This window comes from Pseudomonas sp. 8(2025) (genome assembly GCF_052665325.1).
This window is the reverse complement of sequence record NZ_JBQOIE010000009.1, coordinates 229,356-248,588: the sequence shown is the minus strand read 5'-3', so window position 1 is coordinate 248,588 and position 19,233 is coordinate 229,356. Positions and strand designations below refer to the sequence as shown.

At 63.6% G+C, this 19,233-nt stretch carries 18 protein-coding genes; 7 read left to right on the top strand and 11 right to left on the bottom strand.

Going from position 1 to position 19,233, the window contains the following annotated elements:
* Positions 1-2 precede the first annotated feature (2 nt).
* The 7 genes from ACUXVH_RS18910 to ACUXVH_RS18880 all read right to left on the bottom strand — a co-directional run bounded on the left by ACUXVH_RS18910 (position 3) and on the right by ACUXVH_RS18880 (position 8,373).
* Positions 3-1,067, bottom strand: coding sequence for an imelysin family protein (locus tag ACUXVH_RS18910; RefSeq protein ID WP_011063084.1), 1,065 nt, complete (start codon positions 1,065-1,067; stop codon positions 3-5).
* 43 nt (positions 1,068-1,110) lie between these two features.
* Entirely contained in the window at positions 1,111-2,532 is a 1,422-nt protein-coding gene (locus tag ACUXVH_RS18905) for a di-heme oxidoreductase family protein (protein ID WP_065365285.1), read from the bottom strand.
* A 200-nt stretch (positions 2,533-2,732) separates the two neighbouring features.
* Positions 2,733-4,073, bottom strand: coding sequence for an imelysin family protein (locus ACUXVH_RS18900; protein WP_011063082.1), 1,341 nt, complete (start codon positions 4,071-4,073; stop codon positions 2,733-2,735).
* Positions 4,074-4,235: 162 nt separating this feature from the next.
* Positions 4,236-6,287, bottom strand: coding sequence for a putative bifunctional diguanylate cyclase/phosphodiesterase (locus ACUXVH_RS18895; protein WP_011063081.1), 2,052 nt, complete (start codon positions 6,285-6,287; stop codon positions 4,236-4,238).
* Positions 6,288-6,590: 303 nt separating this feature from the next.
* Complete coding sequence (locus tag ACUXVH_RS18890) at positions 6,591-7,187, bottom strand: superoxide dismutase (protein ID WP_011063080.1); 597 nt, start codon at positions 7,185-7,187, stop codon at positions 6,591-6,593.
* Positions 7,188-7,363: 176 nt separating this feature from the next.
* Positions 7,364-7,966 (bottom strand): LysE/ArgO family amino acid transporter, encoded by a 603-nt coding sequence (locus ACUXVH_RS18885; protein ID WP_011063079.1) that lies wholly within the window; start codon positions 7,964-7,966, stop codon positions 7,364-7,366.
* Positions 7,967-7,968: 2 nt separating this feature from the next.
* Complete coding sequence (locus ACUXVH_RS18880; RefSeq protein WP_011063078.1) at positions 7,969-8,373, bottom strand: ACT domain-containing protein; 405 nt, start codon at positions 8,371-8,373, stop codon at positions 7,969-7,971.
* 110 nt (positions 8,374-8,483) lie between these two features.
* Here ACUXVH_RS18880 and ACUXVH_RS18875 point away from each other — a divergent pair, with 110 nt between their 5' ends.
* From ACUXVH_RS18875 to ACUXVH_RS18860, 4 genes are all read left to right on the top strand, one after another.
* Positions 8,484-9,383 (top strand): LysR family transcriptional regulator ArgP, encoded by a 900-nt coding sequence (locus ACUXVH_RS18875; protein WP_015636800.1) that lies wholly within the window; start codon positions 8,484-8,486, stop codon positions 9,381-9,383.
* A 97-nt stretch (positions 9,384-9,480) separates the two neighbouring features.
* Entirely contained in the window at positions 9,481-10,473 is a 993-nt protein-coding gene (locus ACUXVH_RS18870; RefSeq protein ID WP_065365286.1) for an NAD-dependent epimerase/dehydratase family protein, read from the top strand.
* Between the two features lie 106 nt (positions 10,474-10,579).
* A complete protein-coding gene (locus ACUXVH_RS18865) occupies positions 10,580-11,419 on the top strand; it encodes a hypothetical protein (protein WP_011063075.1) in 840 nt (279 codons plus the stop codon).
* A gap of 123 nt (positions 11,420-11,542) precedes the next feature.
* On the top strand, positions 11,543-12,388 hold the full coding sequence (locus tag ACUXVH_RS18860) for a cache domain-containing protein (RefSeq protein ID WP_065365287.1): 846 nt from the start codon (positions 11,543-11,545) through the stop codon (positions 12,386-12,388).
* A gap of 65 nt (positions 12,389-12,453) precedes the next feature.
* Here the strand turns inward: ACUXVH_RS18860 and ACUXVH_RS18855 are convergent, their stop codons facing one another.
* Positions 12,454-13,971, bottom strand: a complete 1,518-nt coding sequence (locus ACUXVH_RS18855; RefSeq protein ID WP_065365288.1) for an MDR family MFS transporter — start codon at positions 13,969-13,971, stop codon at positions 12,454-12,456.
* 396 nt (positions 13,972-14,367) lie between these two features.
* On the opposite strand from ACUXVH_RS18855, the gene ACUXVH_RS18850 reads away from it, so the two are divergent.
* A complete protein-coding gene (locus tag ACUXVH_RS18850) occupies positions 14,368-15,282 on the top strand; it encodes a helix-turn-helix domain-containing protein (protein WP_011063072.1) in 915 nt (304 codons plus the stop codon).
* Here the strand turns inward: ACUXVH_RS18850 and ACUXVH_RS18845 are convergent.
* Together ACUXVH_RS18845 and ACUXVH_RS18840 are read right to left on the bottom strand one after the other, a co-directional pair.
* Positions 15,275-15,451: a hypothetical protein gene (locus ACUXVH_RS18845; RefSeq protein ID WP_015636796.1), complete on the bottom strand. Its 177-nt coding sequence runs from the start codon at positions 15,449-15,451 to the stop codon at positions 15,275-15,277. The genes ACUXVH_RS18850 and ACUXVH_RS18845 overlap by 8 nt on opposite strands.
* A 141-nt stretch (positions 15,452-15,592) precedes the next feature.
* Complete coding sequence (locus ACUXVH_RS18840) at positions 15,593-16,498, bottom strand: LysR family transcriptional regulator (RefSeq protein WP_011063070.1); 906 nt, start codon at positions 16,496-16,498, stop codon at positions 15,593-15,595.
* Between the two features lie 113 nt (positions 16,499-16,611).
* Between ACUXVH_RS18840 and ACUXVH_RS18835 the strand changes: the two genes are divergently transcribed.
* Positions 16,612-17,496: an MBL fold metallo-hydrolase gene (locus tag ACUXVH_RS18835; RefSeq protein ID WP_011063069.1), complete on the top strand. Its 885-nt coding sequence runs from the start codon at positions 16,612-16,614 to the stop codon at positions 17,494-17,496.
* A gap of 69 nt (positions 17,497-17,565) precedes the next feature.
* Complete coding sequence (locus ACUXVH_RS18830; protein ID WP_011063068.1) at positions 17,566-18,180, top strand: NAD(P)-dependent oxidoreductase; 615 nt, start codon at positions 17,566-17,568, stop codon at positions 18,178-18,180.
* A gap of 104 nt (positions 18,181-18,284) precedes the next feature.
* Here ACUXVH_RS18830 and ACUXVH_RS18825 read toward each other — a convergent pair whose 3' ends face one another.
* Positions 18,285-19,166, bottom strand: a complete 882-nt coding sequence (locus tag ACUXVH_RS18825; RefSeq protein ID WP_065365518.1) for a LysR substrate-binding domain-containing protein — start codon at positions 19,164-19,166, stop codon at positions 18,285-18,287.
* Between the last annotated feature and the right edge of the window lie 67 nt (positions 19,167-19,233).

Below are 19,233 nucleotides of genomic sequence, written 5' to 3'. Positions count from 1 at the left end.
CATCAGTCACCGTCGTTGGCGTTGAAGCCCAGTTGGATCCCCAGCGCCTTGGCCAATTCGCCTTCATGCAGGCGGTGGACCACGTTGAGGCTGTCATACAGGTCGTTGAGTTGCTGGCGGCCAGCGTCGTCACTGAGCATTTCGGTCAGCGAGCGCTGGGTGCTGGCGAAGAGTTTCAGCGAGGCGGCGTAGGCGGCGTCGATCTTGTCGGCCAGAGGCTTCTGATCGGCAGGCAACAGGCCGCGCAGGCCCTTGTTGTCGACCCCGGCCCAGACCGTCTGGGCAGCGCTGAGGCTGGCTTCCAGGCCCTGCAGGGACGACTGGCTGCGCCAGGCATCGGCCTGGAACGGCTGCGGGATGCCCTTGGTCTGACGGCCCATCGGCGTGCCGAGCTTCTTCTTCAGGGTATCCAGAGCCGTGACCTGGACCCGCAGCAGGTCGGCGATGGCCTCGTGGGAATCGGCGTACCGCTGGTTGGGGAACTTGCTCATCTGCGCGAGCATGCCGTCGTTGGTGTTCCAGCTCGACAGGATTTCTTCGGCCAGTTGTTTCTGGCGCTCACCAATGGCAGTCAGCAGCGGGCAGTAGCGGGCTTTCTGCGCGCTGTCGGCCATGTCGATCTTGCTGTCGAAGAGGATGTATTCGTAGGCCGACAGTCCCTGCACCACGACGCTGGACTTGGCCAGGGCGGCGGCATCGATCTGCGGGTTGGCGGTGACCAGTTGCTCCACCTGACGGCCCACCAGGTTCTTCTTGTCCGGCCAGAACTGGACCTGCCAGGAGCGGTTGCCCTCGGCCAGTGGGCCGATCAGCAACGGCTGGAGCTCGGCCCAGGCTTTTTGCGCATGGAGGAAGTCGGCCCGGGCGGTGTCCAGGCTTTCCTTGCCTTCACAGAAGGCCAGGGCACTAATGGCCAGCTGGCGGTCGGCGTCGACCCAGCGACTGTAGGTCGGCAGGATGACCTGCTTGGCGATGGCCGCCGAGGTCACGGCTTGTGGATCCTGGGGCGAGCAGGCGCCCAGGGCGAGTGCGGCAAGGCTGGTGAACAGCAGTTTGGGGCGGAACATGTTCGGGCTCCCTTTATTGTGGAGAAAACGTGTGAGTCGAGCGTTATAGAGAATTCAGGAATGCCAGCAACGCGGCGCGCTGCTGGGCATTGAAGGTCAAGACCTGTTGTTTCGCGCCTTCGGCTTCGCCGCCGTGCCAGAGCACCGCCTCCATCAGGTTGCGGGCGCGGCCGTCATGCAGGAACTGGGTGTGGCCGCTGACGGTTTCGGTAAGGCCGATGCCCCACAGCGGCGCGGTGCGCCAGTCGCGGCCACTGGCCTTGAACTCCGTGCGGTGGTCCGCCAGGCCTTCGCCCATGTCATGCAGCAGCAGGTCGCTGTAGGGGCGTATCACCTGGTTGGCCAGCTCGGGTTCGGCGGCGTTGGCTGCGGTGGTGAAACTTGGGGTATGGCAGGACTGGCAGCCGGCCTGGAAGAACAGGTTCTTGCCGGCCAGGACCTGGGGCGAGTCGACATCGCGACGTGCCGGCACCGCCAGGTTGCGGGTATAGAACAGCACCAGGCGCAGGATGTTGTCGCTGACCTCCGGCTCGCCATCCGGGCCCTTGCCATTGGGGGCCTGCTTGCAGGCGGTTTGCGCGTCGGTGCAGTCATCGAAGGGTCTCAGACGGGTGGTCAGGCCCATATCACCAGAAAACGCGTGAACATTTTGTTGATTGAGGTTGGGTTGCCCGGCTTTCCAGCCAAAACGCCCGAGTACGGTCTTTTGCAGGGCGTCATCCCAGACCCAGTTGGGCCGGCCGGCGATGGCATTTTTATTCGCCGGCCTGGCATTGGCCAGGATCGCCTCTTCGGGAATGGCTTCCAGCAGCCCCAGGCCGATCATCGGTGGCGCCACCCGGGCGGAAAAACGCGTGTCCGGGTGCATAGGCCCGTAGCCCAGGTCGGTGATCTGCAGCTTGGGTTTGCGCAGCTCCACTTGAGTGCCGTCCTGGAAGCGTACCGGCAGGGGATCGTAGTCCACCCGTACCCGGCCTTCCGGAGCGACCCCGGGAATGGCCATGTCCTGCAACTGGCCGCCGTACACCGGCTCCGGAACGATGCCTGCCTGTTCGATGAGCCTGGCAAAGGCCGGATCGTCGGGGATCGACAGGCGCACCAGCATCGACACTGCGTTCAGCGCATCCGGCGCCGGGGGATGGCCGCGCCCGTCCTTGACGTGGCAGTTCTGGCAGGCGTTGGTGTTGAACAACGGGCCGAGGCCGTCGCGGGCGGTGGTGGTGGAGGGGGCGATGACCCAGGGGCTGCGGAAGAAACTGTTGCCGACGCTGAAGTCCAGGCGCCGGGTGGGTGGCAGGTTGGCCGACGGCAGGGAGAAGGCATTGCGATCGCTCTTGTTGACCGTGGTCGCGCCGCCCGCCCGGGCTTCTCCAGGTTCGGCCTGGGTAAAGCGCGGCGCGTCATCGCAGGCACTCAGGCTCAGGGCCATGAACAGAGCGGACCAGCGAAGCAGCAACGAGGGCATCGGACATCCTGCAAGACGAGCAAAACAAGGGCGCAAAGTCTAACAGGGCGGCCTGGATTGAATAAGAGGAATTATCGTTTGGTTTGACCCAGGACAAGCTGGACGGGGCGCAGGCAACGATGTTGCAGGTTGTGCAAACGGCTGCGGCGGGCACAAAAAAGGCGACCCGAGGGTCGCCTTTCTGCCTGGCGCAATGCGGATCAGAATTCGTGATCGGCGTTGTCCGGGTTCAGGTCGCTGATGCCCAGCTTGCCGGCGGCCTGCTCGATCGAGCCGGTCTGCTTGACCAGGGCGGCGATGGCGTCACGCACGATCTGGTTGCCGGACTCGTTGCCCGCCGCAATCAGCTGGTCGTAGTGCTCGCCCTTGTTGGCGTGGTCGACCATGACCTGGATCTTGGCTTCGGTGGCCGCCAGGTCGGCTTTCAGGGCCGCGTCGGCGGCCGGGTCGGCCTTGGCCACCAGGGACGACAGGCTGGCGCCGCTCATCTTGGTGCCGTCGGTACGGGTGTACTCGCCCAGGTAGACGTTGCGGATGCCCTTGGCGTCGTAGAAGTGCGAGTTGTGGGTGTTGTCGCTGAAGCAGTCCTGCTCGTCTTCAGGGGAGTTGGCTTCCAGGGAAACCTTCATCCGCTCGCCGGCCAGTTCACCCAGGGACAGGCTGCCCATGCCGAACAGCATCTTGCGCAGGCCGGTCTCGGCCGGCTCGGCTTCCAGGGTGGCGCGGTAGTTGTCGGCCACGTCCGGCTTCCAGTTGCCGACCATTTCTTCCAGGTCGTTGACCAGCAGTTGGGTCACGGCCTTCAGGTAGGCACGACGACGGTCGTTGTGGCCGCCGGTGGCACCGGCACCTTCCAGGTAGTCCGAAGCAGGGCGGGCGCCGGCGCCAGGGCCGGTGCCGTTGAGGTCCTGGCCCCAGAGCAGGAATTCGATGGCGTGGTAGCCGGTGGCGACGTTGGCCTCGGCACCGCCCAGCTCGTTCAGGCTGGCGAGTTTTTCCGGGGTGATGTCTTTCACGTCGACCTTGTCTTCGCCGACCTGGATCTCGGTGTTGGCGATGATGTTGGCGGTGGCACCCGGGTTGCCCAGTGCGTGCTCGTAGCTCTTGTCGACGTAGTCGATCAGGCCTTCGTCCAGGGGCCAGGCGTTCACCTGACCTTCCCAGTCATCGATGATGGTGTTGCCGAAGCGGAACACTTCGCTCTGCAGGTAAGGCACGCGAGCGGCGACCCAGGCAGCCTTGGCGGCTTTCAGGGTGTCGTCGTTGGGCTTGGCGAGGAAGGCATCGATGGCGGTCTGCAGGGTTTTCGCGGTGGATTCGGAGTCGCTGTATACGGCGAAGACCATGTCGGCGTAATGCGCGACCACGGCCTTGGCAGCCGCTTCGTCGACCTTGCCGGCTGCATCGGCCGCTGGGGTGGCAGTGCTGGTGGCCGGGGTCGGCGCTTGGGCGGCAGCCTTGTCGTCTTTACCTTCGCCGCAGCCGGCGAGGGAAATTGCGATGGCCAACAGACTGGCGGTAGCCAGAGGCATACGAATCATGGCGAACATCCTGCTTCGAGAGGGGAGTGGACGGCGCGGGGGCGCGCAAAAGCTGCGACATAATGCGAAAGATTTGCATTATGTGTAAAGGGTTGTGCCTGGAAATATTTCTTATTCAACAGGGGATTGCGCTGGGTCAGGTTCGCCAGCGCCGTGCCTGGCTCAGAGGATTGCCGCATTGCTGCGCTGGGCCTGTTTCAGGTAGGCCCCCAGCTCCCGGGCGGGCAGGGGTTTGCTGTAGTGGTAGCCCTGACCTTCGTGGCAGCCTTCGGAGATGATGTAGGCCTCCTGCTCGGCAGTTTCCACGCCCTCGGCGATCACCTGCATGCCCAGGCTCTTACCCAGCTGGATGATCGCGCGCACGATGGTGGCATCGTCGTCGTCATCCAGCAGGTCCTGGACGAAGCTCTTGTCGATCTTGATCTTGTCCAGGGGCAGGCTCTTGAGGTAGCTCAGGGACGAGTAGCCAGTGCCGAAGTCGTCGATGGCAATCAGGGCGCCGGAGCGACGCAGGCTCAGCAGGTGCTGGGCGGCGGTGCTGATGTCTTCCATCAGGCCGGTTTCGGTGACTTCCAGCTCCAGGCTGCGGGGCGGCAGGCGGTAGATCTGCAACAGATTGTTGACCACCCGTGGCAACTCGGCGTGGTGCAGTTGCACGGTGGACAGGTTGACCGCCATGCGCAGGTCGCTGAAGCCCATGTCGTGCCATTCCCGCAGTTGGCGGCAGGCCTGGTCCAGCACCCATTCGCCGATGGCGATGATGGTGCCGTTCTGTTCCGCCAGGGGAATGAACAGGTCTGGCGGCACCAGGCCATGCTCGGGGTGCTGCCAGCGGATCAGCGCTTCGACGCCCACCACACGGTGGTCGCGATAGCTGATCTGCGGTTGGTAGACGAGGAAGAACTGATCCCGGGCCAGGGCCTCGCGCAGGTCTTTTTCCAGCTCGCGGCGGCGACGCATCTCGCTGTCGACGCTGGCGATATAGAACTGATACCGATTGCGTGACCGGGTCTTGGCCAGGGTCATGGTCTGTTCGGCTTTTTGCAGGAGCTTTTCCGTGCTGTCGCCGTCCTCCGGGAACAGGGTGATACCGATGGTGGCACGCAGGCGGATTTCCTGGTGATCCAGGGCGAAGGTGGCCTCCAGGTCATCGAGGATGCTCTGGGCCAGTTCCGCAGCTTCGTAAGGCTGTTCGATATCGGCCTGGACCAGGGCGAACTGATCGCCCCCCAGGCGCGCCAGGGCGCCAAGCCGGCCGCTGTGGCCGCGCAGGCGGTCGGCCAGGGCCAGCAACAGCTGGTCGCCGGTCTGGTAGCTGAACTGTTCGTTGATGCCCTTGAAATCATCCAGGCCGACACAGAGCACCGCCACCCGGCGTTGCAGGCGCCCGGCGTCCACCAGGATCTTGTCCAGTTGCTGTTGCAACTGCTGGCGGTTTGGCAAGCCGGTGAGGAAGTCGTACTGGGCCATGCGCAACAGGCTGTTTTCCGCCTCGTGACGCAAGTGGGTGTTGCGTTCGATGGAGGCCAGCAACTGGTTGGCGGTATTGATCCAGATCCCCAGCTCGTTCTTCTCGTGGCCCTTGAGCAGGGGCAACTGGTGTTCGCTGGGGCGGTCGGGGTTGATGGTGGTCAGGTGCTCGATGATTCGCGACAGCGGCTTGGTCAGCAGCCAGTGATAGACCAGGTACAGCACCAGGCCCATGGCCAGGGCCCGCAGGACTCCGGAAATGAAGATGATCACCGAACTGACGATGAAGCCCTGGCCATAAGTGGCGGTGTCGAGGGTGATGCTCAGGTCGCCGTAATATTCGCTGTAGGGGCCACGGCCCACCAATTGCGTAGTGAAGGTGCGTTCCTGACCGAGGATCAGGTCGGTCAGCCAGCGGCTGGAGGATTTCTGCAGGTCGCGGGATTTCTCCGCGAGCATGGTCTCGTTCGGGTGGCCAATGGAGGCCATGCGCACAGCGTCATCCTGGAACAGGCCTTCAATGACTTGCATGCCCATTTCCCGGTCCAGGCTGTAGACCGCCTGTGTCGATGGGTCGCGAAACATGTCGAGAATGCGCTGGGCATCGCTAGCTACCGCCTGCCGAGTCTTGTAGGCATCGAAGACGATCTGGGCGCAGCTCAGGACCACGCCCACTATGAGTGCCGACAGCAGCACAACCCGGAGCAACTTCACCGACAAGCTGTTTTTGAGTTCCAGCTTCAAAGGGCTATTCCTTGTTCCGTGCGTGTAGCGTCAAGTTGCCATGAGTATTGGCAATCCCGTGATGGCCGTCAAAGTGACATTAGTGCCGAGAACAGGATGTCTGCGGGCCAGGCCCGGGTGATCAGAATCAGGATTGCTCGTGCTGTGGATAGTGTGTCGGTAGCGACGCCTTGCAACTTGAGGGGTGGCGTTGTTTTTTACCTGCCATGAATCTTAGCGCTTCAGGTGGGCGGGACAAGATCCCGGCTTTGCCACAGGCAAAAAAAACCCGGCCAGGCCGGGTTTTTTACACTGCAAACGGACTTAAGCGACGAAGTTCTTGCCTTCGAACTGCTCAGCCACGAATTTCCAGTTGACCAGGTTCCAGAACGCTTCGACGTATTTTGGGCGAACGTTGCGGTAGTCGATGTAGTAGGCGTGTTCCCAGACGTCGCAGGTCAGCAGCGGGGTGTCGCCGCTGGTCAGCGGGTTGCCGGCGCCGATGGTGCTGGCCAGGGCCAGGGAACCGTCAGCCTTTTTCACCAGCCAGCCCCAGCCGGAACCGAAGGTGCCAACCGAAGTCTTGGTGAATTCTTCTTTGAACTTGTCGAACGAACCGAACGCAGCGTTGATGGCTTCAGCCAGGGCGCCGGTAGGTTGGCCGCCGGCGTTTGGCGCCAGGCAGTTCCAGTAGAAAGTGTGGTTCCAGACCTGGGCTGCGTTGTTGAAGATGCCGCCCGAAGAGGTTTTGACGATCTCTTCCAGAGTCTTGCCTTCGAACTCGGTGCCTGGCACCAGGTTGTTCAGGTTCACGACGTAGGTGTTGTGGTGCTTGTCGTGGTGGTATTCCAGGGTTTCCTTGGAAATGTGCGGCTGCAGAGCGTCGTGTGCATAGGGCAGCGGCGGCAATTCGAAAGCCATGATGATTCTCCTAATCAGGTCAGTTGCGGTGAGCGCAAGGCCGATCACGGGCGGCCAGACAAGCGCCGGGGAGTTTGTACTCTTTGCGGCGCAGGGTTCGGATCATAGCACCGGGGGTGCGGCTTAACCACGCAACAACTGTGTGGGATAGAGGTTCCAGAGCCTTTTGGAATAAGTCACGCGGCGCTGATCAACTGCAGGGCGACGCTGAACATCATCACCGCCACCAGCAGGTCGAGTATCCTCCAGGTGCTCGGGCGCGCCAGCCACGGAGCCAGCCAGGCGGCGCCCAGCGCCAGGGTGAAGAACCACAGCAGCGAAGCGCTCGCGGCCCCCACCACATAGGCGCCCGGTTCGGTCTGCTGGGCCCCCAGCGAGCCGATCAGCAGCACCGTGTCCAGGTACACGTGGGGGTTGAGCAGGGTCACCGCCAGGGCGCTGAGCATCACCGCCCGCAGCGAACGCACGGTCTGTCCTTCGCCCTGCTGCAGGCTCTGTTTCGAGCAGGCACGGCGCAATGCCTGGGCGCCATACCAGATCAGGAATGCCGCGCCGCCCCAGCGTGCCACCGCCAGCAGCATCGGGCTCTGGGTGAGCACGGTGGCCAGGCCGAACACGCCGGCCGCCACAAGCAACGCATCACAGGTGACGCACAGCGCCGCCACCGGCAGGTGGTGCTCGCGGCGCAGGCTCTGGGCCAGGACGAAAGCGTTCTGAGTACCGATGGCCATGATCAGGCCGAAGGCCACCAACAGGCCATTCACATAGCTTTGCCACATGGTTATTGCTCCTCGCCGGCGGCCAGTTGTTGCAATACCTGCATGGCCCGCCCGGCATCCGCCTGGCCGACAAACAGGTGGTCGTGGTAGTAGCCGGCGATCACGTTGCAACTGATCCCGGCCTTGCCCAGGGCCCCGGCGAAGGCAGCGGTCAGGCCCACGGCTTCGAGCGCCGAATGCACGTTGAGGGTGATCCAGGCGGCTACATAGTCAAAGCCCAGGCCCAGGCGCTCGGCCTGCTGGCGCGGGAGAATCACGGTCAGGCCTTCGCGCTCGCGAAAACTGCCCAGCACTTCGCAGTCCTGCAGCAGGCTGCGGTCGGGGAGGGAGCAGAACACGTACTCGCCGTCATTGAGCTGCGGGCTCATGCTGCGCAGCAGGGTTGCGAGGGAGGTTTCACCGGCCATGAACGGAATCCTTGAACGAAGAGGCATTGCTGAGGCTTTACGCTGGCTATTTTCCCGGCCCGGGTTGTATAAGAAAAACCAATATTGCTGATCTCTCATTAGGAAAACTGATGTTCGACTACAAGTTGCTCTCGGCCTTGGCCGCAGTGATCGAGCAGGCAGGGTTCGAGCGGGCGGCCCAGGTGCTGGGTTTGTCACAGTCGGCGATTTCCCAGCGGATCAAACTGCTGGAGGCCCGGGTCGGCCAGCCAGTGCTGGTGCGGGTGACGCCGCCGGCGCCGACGGAAATCGGCCGGCGCCTGCTCAACCATGTGCAGCAGGTGCGCCTGCTGGAGCGCGACCTGCAAAGCCTGGTGCCGGCGCTGGACGAGGAGGGCCTGCCGGAGCGCTTGCGCATCGCCCTCAACGCCGACAGCCTGGCCACCTGGTGGGCTGGCGCAGTGGGCGATTTTTGCGCCGAGCACCATCTGCTCCTGGACCTCGTGGTGGAAGACCAGACCGTCGGCCTCAAGCGCATGCGCGCCGGGGAAGTGGCGGCCTGCGTCTGTGCCAGCGAGCGCCCGGTGGCCGGGGCCCGCAGCCTGCTGCTGGGGGCCATGCGCTACCGGGCCATGGCCAGCCCGGAATTCATCGCCCGGCATTTTCCCCAGGGCGTGCGTGCCGAGCAGTTGCCGCGCACACCGGCGCTGGTGTTTGGCCCCGACGATTTCCTGCAGCATCGCTACCTGGCTTCCCTGGGCGTGGACGGTGCTTTCGAGCATCATCTGTGCCCGTCTTCCGAGGGCTTCATTCGCCTGACCGAGGCCGGCCTGGGCTGGGGGCTGGTGCCCGAGTTGCAGGTCCGCGAGCAGCTCGAGCGGGGCCTGCTGTTGGAACTGTTGCCGGATAAACCCATCGATGTGCCGCTGTACTGGCATCATTGGCGCAACGGCGGCCAATTGCTGGGGCTGCTCACCGAGCACCTGGCACGTTTGTCGGCACAATGGCTGGTGCCCTGGGAGCAGCCGTAAGCGTCAAGCGACAAGCTGCAAGTAGACAGCTTGCGCACTGATTTTTAACTTGCAGCTTGTAGCTCGTAGCTCGTCACTGCTTTCTTAGGAATATTTCATGAAGATTCTGGTTACCGGCGCAAGCGGCTTCATCGGCGGGCGCTTCGCCCGCTTTGCCCTTGAGCAGGGCCTGGAGGTGCGGGTCAATGGCCGTCGCGCCGAAGCCGTGGAGCATCTGGTGCGCCGTGGCGCTGAGTTCGTCCAGGGTGACCTGAGCGATGCGGATCTGGTGCGCGAGCTGTGCCGCGACGTCGACAGCGTGGTGCATTGCGCCGGTGCCGTGGGCTTGTGGGGGCGCTACCAGGACTTCCACCAGGGCAATGTGCTGGTCACCGAGAACGTGGTCGAAGCCTGCCTCAAGCAGCGGGTGCAGCGGCTGGTGCACCTGTCTTCGCCCTCGATCTACTTCGACGGCCGGGATCACCTGGGGTTGACCGAGGAACAAGTGCCCAAGCGCTTCCGGCATCCTTATGCGGCCACCAAGTACCTGGCCGAGCAAAAGGTCTTCGGCGCCCAGGAGTTCGGCCTTGAAGTGCTTGCCCTGCGCCCGCGCTTCGTCACCGGCGCCGGCGACATGAGCATCTTCCCGCGGCTGTTGAAGATGCAGCGCAAGGGCCGCCTGGCCATTGTCGGCAACGGCCTGAACAAGGTCGATTTCACCAGTGTGCACAACCTCAACGAGGCGCTGTTCAGCAGCCTGCACGCCAGCGGCTCGGCCTTGGGCAAGGCCTACAACATCAGCAACGGCACACCGGTGCCTTTGTGGGATGTGGTCAATTATGTGATGCGCCAGATGCAGGTGCCGCAAGTCTCCCGTTATCGCTCCTTCGGCCTGGCCTATGGCGTGGCGGCGCTCAACGAAGGTTTCTGCAAGCTCTGGCCGGGGCGACCGGAGCCGACTCTGTCGCGCCTGGGAATGCAGGTCATGAACAAGAATTTCACCCTGGATATCAGCCGTGCCCGGCATTATCTCGGCTATGAGCCCAAGGTCAGCCTGTGGGCGGCCCTGGATGAGTTCTGCGCCTGGTGGAAAGCCCAGGACATAAGCTGAAACCAAAGACTGAACCGAGTTTGCCCGGCCCGGTCCATTGGCCGGGCGAATTAGCGGTTTATACTCGCCGCACTCAGCCACCACCGCGTTTCACAAAGGTTGCCCCATGCGTAACGATGCAAACGATGACTTCGACGACGTTCCCAGTCTGCGCGCCGATCCTCTCGACGACGATGTCTTCCCCACCACCAGCGCTGCCCGCGAGCGTACCTCCGTGCATTCGCGCGGCACGCCGGTAGTCAAGGTCAAGAGCCCCAGCACCGGCCCGCTCTGGGCATTGGTGGGCGCCTTGTTCTTTGCCTTCATCGGCCTTGCCTGGTGGAGCTTCCAGCAGATTTCGCTGATGGAACAGCAATTGGTGGCGACCCAGGAAAGCTTCGCCAGGATCAGTGAGGAAGCGGCCGGACGCCTGCAGGACATCTCCGGCAAGGTGGTGGCCAGCCAGACCAATGTCACCACCGACAGTGAAGCGCTGAAGCTGCAGATCAAGCAACTGGAGAGCCGCCTGCAGGACCAGAGCCGACAGCAGCAGGGCGTGGCGGGGCAGGCCACCGATCTGGACAAGCGCCTGGCGCAGATGAGCGCGCAGACCGCCGAACAGCAAGCAGCCAACAGCCAGTTGCAGGCTCAGGTGAAAGCCTTGAGCGGTGAACTGGCGAGCCTGAAAAGCGCCCAGACCGACAATGGCAAGGTCGATGCCCAGCTCAAGAGCCTGGGCGCCGACCTGGCCACGCTGAAGAAACAGGGCAATCCGAGCGCCGCCATCGAGCGTCTGGAACAGGACCTGATCGTGCTCAAGAGCCAGCAGGACAACCGTCCCGCCGCTGCGCAAAACGGTGCCAGCACTGCCGAGTTCGACGCCTTTCGCGGCCAGGTGACCCGCAACATCAACACGCTGCAAAGCCAGATCCAGAACCTGCAGCAGCAGATCAACACCCGCCCTTGATGGGGGCCGCCTTCCCACGCCTGGCGTGGGAAGGCGTCGGTTCACCCCCCGTGTGCTGAATGTTTCCGCATATCCTGCAGCCGTCTACGCTCTTCGAACGCCAACACGAACGAGGAGCGGGCGATGAGACTGTGGCTTGGAAATACCTGGGTGGGCTGGCTGCTGCTGTTGTGCTTGGGCCCGCTGCAGGCGGCGCCGTCGGTGGATGATGGCGCGGCGGCCCGGGCGCTGCTGGAAAAGGCCCTGGGCTACTACCACGATCAGGGCGACAAGGCATTCGCTGCCTTCAGCCGCCAGGGCGAGTTCGTCGACCACGACCGCTATGTGTTCGTGGTGGATACCCAAGGCGTGATGCTGGCCAGTGGCGGTCCCTCGTCGGCGTTGATTGGCCGTGATGTGTCGCAAGTCCTGGGGCCGGACCTGCGCAAGGCGTTCAAGCAAGCGTTGAAGACGCCCGAGGGCAATGGCATCCAGCAGGCCGAGTACCGCTGGCAGAACTGGGCCGACGGCAAGATCGAGCGCAAGCATGTGTATTTCCAGCGGGTCGGCGAACGCATCCTGGCGGTGGGTTACTACCAGCCCCGGGCGTCGGCCGAGCAGGCCAGGGCATTGCTGGAGAGGGCAGCCACGGCCCTGAGCACGGACCGCAACGGCACGCTCAAGGCGATCAACCAGTTGCAGGGCGGTTTTCTTGAAGACGATCTGTACGTGTTCGTGGTGGACATGGACAGCCGGCGCTACCTGGCCCATGGCACCAACCTGCGTTTGCTCAACACCGACTTCGCCAAGATCAAGGATCCCGAAGGCAAGCCGGTGGGCGAGCCGATGCTGGCGCTCATGGCTCGCGAGGATCAGGGCGAATACCAATACCGCTGGAAGAACCCGGTGACCGGCAAGGTGGAGGACAAGCACGCCTACCTGCGCAAGTTAGGGAATCTGCTGGTTGCGGTGGGCTACTACAGCCCTTGATCATGCTGTCCTGCAGCCGCTGCCGCAGGCTGTCGACCAAAGCGGCTACAGGAGCCCGGGGCGGGTCAACGCGCCTTGTCTTCACGACCGCGCAGCAGGCGATTGGGCATGGCGATCGCCGCTGCCAGCCCCAGCAGGGATACCCCGGCACTGACCAGCAACAGATGCTTGAAGGTCGTCAGCAACTCGGCTCGCAAGGCGTCCCGCGCCGGGCCGGGGGCGGCGTTCAGGCCTTCCAGCAGGGCATTGCCGGAGTGCCCTTCAACCATCAGCCCGGCGCCACCGAGATGGGCCAGGCTGGAATCCTGGAGCAAGGCCAGCAGCAACGCCGACATCAGCGCCACGCCCACCGCCCCGCCGAGGGCGCGGAACAGGTTGGTGGTGCTGGTGGCCACGCCGATATCCCGTTGCTCCACCGAGTTCTGCGTGCCCACCAGGGAGGTGGGGAACTGCATGCCGCCGGCGATCCCGCAGAGCAGCATGAACAGGCCGCTGAGCAGCTCCGACTGCGGCGGCACCAGGGCCATGCCGAGGATCGACAGCGGCATCAGCAGCGCGCCACTGAGGATCATCGGCTTGTAGCGCCCGGTGACCGAGGTCAGGCGCCCGGCACAATAGGCGCCCATTGGCAGACCCATGGCCAGCGGCAGCAGGTGCAGGGCGGCACTGTCGGCCCCGGCGCCGGTGATGCTCTGGAAGCGCAGCGGCATCAGCACGATCAGGGAAATGGCCTGGAAGCTGGTGAAGAAGATCGTGCACCAGCACAGCAGCGCGTTGCGGTTGGTGAACAGGTGCATCGGCAGCAGGGGTTCCCCGGCCCGGCGCTCATGCCAGACGAACAGCGCCAGGACGATGACCGCGATGGCCAGCAGCTCGAGCACTTCGGCGCTGCGCCAGGAATAGCCCTGGCCTACCTGGGTGATACCCAGCAGCAGGGCGGTCAGGCCGATGATCATCAGCACGGTACCGAGGTAGTCGATGATCGGCTTGCGCTGGGGCACCGGCAGCCCGATCAGAGTGCGATGCGCCACCCACCAGGCGCCCAGGCCCAGAGGCAGGTTGATCAGGAACACCCAGCGCCAGGAAAGGAATTCGGTCATGTAGCCGCCCAGCACCGGGCCGGCGACGCTGGCCACTGCGTACATGCTGCTGAAGTAGCCCTGGTAGCGACCGCGCTCCCGAGGCGGAACTATGTCGCCAATGATGGCCTGGCTCACGGAGATCATGCCGCCGGCGCCGATACCCTGAAAAATCCGCGCCAGTACCAGTTGCTCCATGTTCTGTGCCAGGCCGCAGAACAGCGAGGCCAGGGTGAACAGCCCCATGCCGAACAGCATCAAGCGGCGGCGGCCGTAGAGGTCGCCGAGCTTGCCGTAGATGGGCACTGCCACGGTCATCGCCACCATGTAGCCGGAGATCACCCAGGCCAGCAGGCCGACGTCCTTGAACTGGGCGGAAATGGCCGGCATGGAGACGGCGACAATGGTCTGGTCCAGGGCGCCGAGAAAGATCGCCAGCATCAGGGCGATCAGCACGCTGCGAATGGCCGGTTTGGGCGAGACGGGCTGTTGAAAGTGGGTCACGAAAGAACCTGCGGGCAGAGATTGACCCGGCGGAGCAAGGCCGGTGGAAGTGCGCTTCAGTGTACTAGATAGGAGCCTACTAGATAGCCATACAAGGAAGTCTCCGGGGATTTTTCATCTGGGCTTAACTGATGGGAACGATGCTCTGTGAAGACCTGGGCGGTCAGACGAAAGCACAGATTATTCGGTGGGAATTAGCTGCTAATGGGACGCATTCTGTATAGTGCCCGGCACTGGGTCGGTGCTCTGAACACCGGCCCGGTCAATGTCCATTGATGTTGCTGTTGCTTGCATTTCGCCCGGGCGTATTCGTTTATCGAAGAGCCCTGGCGGTTGTCTGATGGTTCGCCCGCTGGCGCCCCCGTCGCCCGTCACACTGAGGCCTGGACTGTAGTGATGAACAAGCCTGCCCTTGCGTCGATTCCGGTGTTCAAGCTCTATGGCGAGAGCCTGGACTGGCCCACCCCGGACCTGCTTCATTGCGAGCCCATCAGCCAGCGCAGCCGCGAGCACCATTGGGAAATCAAGCCCCATCGGCATGCCGACCTCTGCCAGTTGCTGTTTGTATACCGTGGGCAGGCGGAACTGGAGATCGAAGGCCAGCGTACCCTGCTGGACAAATCGATGGTCCAGGTCCTGCCGCCGCTGTCGGTCCATGGCTTCCGGTTTTCCGAAGACATAGAAGGTTATGTGGTGACGCTGGCAGCGCCGCTGGTAAGCCATCTGCAAACCCAACTGGGGCAGGGGCAAAATACCCTGGCCAGGCCCGAGGGATATCCGACGGGGGCAGACGAGGCGTACCTGAACGGTTTGTTCGCCGCCTTGCAGCAGGAGTACCAGGGGCAGCAGCCGGCCCGGGAAATGCTCATGCATGCGCTGGTCAGCATGATTGTGGTCTGGGTCGGGCGCCAGGCGTTGCAGCGCAGCAGTGCCAGCCGGCGTCCCCAGCGGGCCCGTGAGTATTTCAATGGCTTCATCCAGTTGGTGGAAGCCCATTACCGCGAGCATGTGAAGGTCGAGGACCTGGCCCACAAGCTGGGCATTTCAGTGTCGCACCTCAACGGCACCTGCCGTGAACTGGCAGGGCAGCCCGCGCTGCAGATCATGCACGAACGCCAGCTACTGGAAGCCAAGCGGCTGCTGACCTACACCGGGATGACCATCTACGAGATTTCCGCGGACCTGGGGTTTTCCGACCCCACCAACTTCACCCGGCTGTTCCGGCGCCGGGAGGGGATCTCGCCCAAGGTATTTCGCGATCGCCTGAAGGCCGATCAGGCCGGAGACGCCGATTCGCTGACGCTCACCTGAGGGCGTTCAAGGTGGCGTTGTGGGGCATGCAGCGCTCCAGGTTGCAACTGGCGTAGTTGCGCGGTTGCATGCGCGCCTGCTCCACGCGATAAGCGGCAGTACCGTATAGCGCCAGGGTCACGGTGCAGGTCATGAAGATGGCCAGGTACCTTCTTGTCTTGACGTTCATGGCAACGACCTCTGAACCCATACCCCTTTGGTTTAAAGGGGTACTGTTATCAGCATAGGTCAGTTGCGGGGGCTTGCCCGGCCTGTTTGGCAGGGTATTCAGCAGTTGGATCGAGCAGCCCGGCCAGCGCCGTGCATCTATCTACAAACCTTCGTCCCAGAGCGGTTGCTGGGGAAACCTGAGGACCAGGAAGTCGAGCATGCTGCGCAAGGTCGCCGGCATGTGCTTGCGCGAGGCATAGACCGCGTACATGTTCATCGTGCGCGGTTCGGCGTGGGGTAGCAGGCGTACCAGCTCTCCACGCTTGATGTACTCACCGGCCTGGTAGCTGGGCAGCATGGCGATCCCGGCGCCGGCCATGGTGGTGCGCAGCAGCGTGCTGGCCTCGTTGGCGCTGATGTTGCCCTGCACCGGCACCGATACCTGTTCGCCATCCTGTTCGAAATGCCACAGGCTCTTGCCGAAGTAGGAGTGGGTCAGGCAGTTGTGCCGGTTCAGTTCCTCCACCCGCTGGGGCGCGGGGTGCTCTCGCAGATAGGCCGGCGAGGCGCAGATCACCGAGCGGCAGACCGTCAGGCGCCGGGCGATCAGGTTCGGGTCCAGGTCATTGCTGGTACGGATCGCCAGGTCAATGCGTTCATCCACCAGGTTCACCGTGCGATCGAGCATCTGCAGGTCGATGCTGACCCCCGGGTAGCGCTTGACGTAGTCGGCCACGGCATCCGCCAGTTGCGACTGGCCGAACGAGGTACTGACGCTGATGCGCAGCAGGCCGCGGGGTGCATCGTCCGGCTCGCCAACCGCGGCCTGCATGTCGCTGGACAGCTCCAGCATCTGCCGGCAGCGGGGCAGGATCTCACCGCCGGCGGCGGTCAGGCTGAGCTTGCGCGTGGTTCGGTGCATCAGCCGGGCGCCGACCCAGTCCTCCAATTCCGCCAGATAACGTGACACCACCGGACGCGACAGGTCCAGGTGATCGGCGGCGGCCGACTGGCTGCCCAGGTCGACGACGGTGACGAAGACCCGCATTGCTTGGAGACGATCCATGATTTGCCCGCTTTCAGAAACAAACTATGTTCAAGCATCGCATTTTTTGTAACGAGTCTGGCAACTAAGCTCTGTCCATCCCAACCCAGCCAACAGATGCCGGAGCTGCCCTCATGATCGGATTCACTTCACTCAAACGCTTGCTGCTGGCCACTGCCACCCTGGGCTTTGCCGCCCATGCCGCGGCCGCCGAGCCGACCCTGAGCCTGGATGTCTACAACCCGGGCGCCAACGCAATCTTCCCGGTGACCTCGGTGCTGGTCAGCGGCAAGAAGGACGCGATCCTGGTGGACGCCCAGTTCGGCAAGTCCCAGGCCCAGCAACTGGTGGACAAGATCCGCGCCAGCGGCAAGCACTTGACCACCATCTACATCAGCCATGGTGACCCGGACTACTACTTCGGCCTCGACACCCTGACCGCCGCCTTCCCCGACGCCAAGGTGGTGGCTTCGCAGCCGACCGTGGATCACATCAAGGCCACGGTGGATGGCAAGCTGGCGTTCTGGGGCCCGAAAATGGGCGCTGACGTACCGGCCAAGACCATCGTGCCGGGCGTGCTCAAGGGCCACAGCCTGACCCTGGAAGGGCAGAAGCTCGACGTCATTGGCCTGGACGGCAAGCAGCCGGACCGCAGCTTTGTGTGGATCCCGTCGATCAAGGCGGTGGTCGGTGGCGTGGTGGTCGCGGAAAACATCCACGTGTGGATGGCCGACACCCAGACCCCGCAGTCCCATGCGGACTGGCTGGCTACCCTCAAGACCATCGACAGCCTGCAACCCAAGACCGTGATCCCCGGGCACTTCCTCGGTGACAGCGCGCGTTCCCTGGCCCCGGTGCACTTCACCGCGGACTACATCAAGGCCTTCGACGAGGAAACCGCCAAGGCCAAGGATTCCGCCGAGCTGATCGCGGCCATGAAAAAGCGTTACCCGGACCTGGGCGAGGACAGCTCCCTGGAGCTGAGCGCCAAGGTCGCCAAGGGCGAAATGAAGTGGTGAAAACGGTTTGACCCGCTCCCTTGTGGGGGCGGATGCCTCTGTACTCTCTTAGCCAACTGGAGACATGTCATGAGCAAGATCGCAATCATTGGTGCCACCGGCCGTGCCGGTAGCCAACTGCTGGAAGAAGCCCTGCGTCGCGGCCACAGCGTGACCGCCATCGCCCGCAACACGGCGAAGATCGGTTCGCGTGCCGGCGTGGTCAGCCGCGATGTGGATGTGGCCGACAGTGCCGCGCTGCAAGCGGCGGTGGCCGGTCACGATGTGGTGATCAGCGCGGCGCATTTTTCCAGCATCGCTGCCAATGCCATCATCGACCCGGTGAAAAAGGCCGGGGTCAAGCGCCTGCTGGTGGTAGGCGGTGCCGGTTCGCTGTTGCTGCCGGGTGGCAGCAAGGTCATCGATAGCCCGGGCTTCCCGGAGGAATACAAGGCCGAAGCCAGTGCCGGCGGGGTGTACCTGGAGACCCTGCGCAAGGAGCAGGACCTGGACTGGACCTTCCTTTCGCCATCGGCGGAGTTCGTCGAGGGTGAGCGTACCGGGCACTTCCGCCTGGGCCAGGACGACCTGCTGGTCAGCGCAGAGGGCCGCAGCTGGATCACTTTTGCCGACTACGCCATCGCCATGCTCGACGAGGTGGAAAAGCCGGCTCATAGCCGTCAGCGTTTCACCGTCGGCTACTGATCACTGGCCGATTGACCCGTTAGCCGCCTGTTGCAGGCGGCTAACGGGGTGTTCCGGCAAGCGTTGAAGGCCCCTCGCGGGGCTTTTCTCTGCCTGCCGGTATTTCAGCGCTGCCGGGCCTGTTCCACCAGCCAGTCCAGCAGTTCCTGCAGGGCCGGCGAAGGCCCCGGGCGCTCCGGGTACACCAGGTAATACGCCTGCCCTGTCGGCACCTTCAATTCAAAGGGCATGACCAGCCGCCCGGCACTCAGGTCATCGCCAATCAATGCCCAGTCGCCAATCGCCACGCCTGTGCCCTGGGAGGCCACGGACATCGCCAGGTCCAGGGTCTCGAAGTGCTGGCCCTTGCCCAGGGTGTCCAGGGGCGTGCCAGCGGCCTTGAGCCAGGTTTGCCAGTCCCGCTGATCATGGGAGGGGTGCAGCAGCAGGTGCTGTTGCAGGTCTCTGGGGCTCGTCAGCGGCACCGGGCCTTCCAGCAGGGGCCGGGAACAGACCGGAGTCAGCTGTTCATTGAACAGGTGTCGCGAGCCCAGGGTCGGTGCCGGTGGCGCGCCGTACATGACCGCGGCGTCGAACGGCTCGCGGCCGAAATCCACGCCATGGGCAATGGTGGTGGTCAGTTGCACCGGCACATCGGGGCGCTCCTTCTGCCACTGCAGCAACCGCGGCAGCAGCCAGCGCATCACGCAGGTCGGGGCCTTGAGCCGCAGGTTGCGCTTCTGGCCGCCGATCTCGTCCACCGCGCCATTGATCATTTCGAACACCTGCTGCACCCGTGGCAGCCATTCCAGCCCCTCGGCGGTGAGGCTCAGGCCCCGGGCCTGGCGCAGGAACAACGGATAGCCCAGGTGACTTTCCAGCCCGGCGATCTGCCGGCTCACCGCTCCCTGGGTGATGTGCAACTGCTCGGCGGCGCGAGTGAAGTTGCGGCACTGGGCGGTGATCAGAAAAGTGTGCAGCGCGGGTAAGGGAGGAAGGCGTTTCATGGCTGGCCGAGGCATGACGTGGGGACATGGCTAGTATGACTTTTTATCCATTGTTGCGGCTACAGGC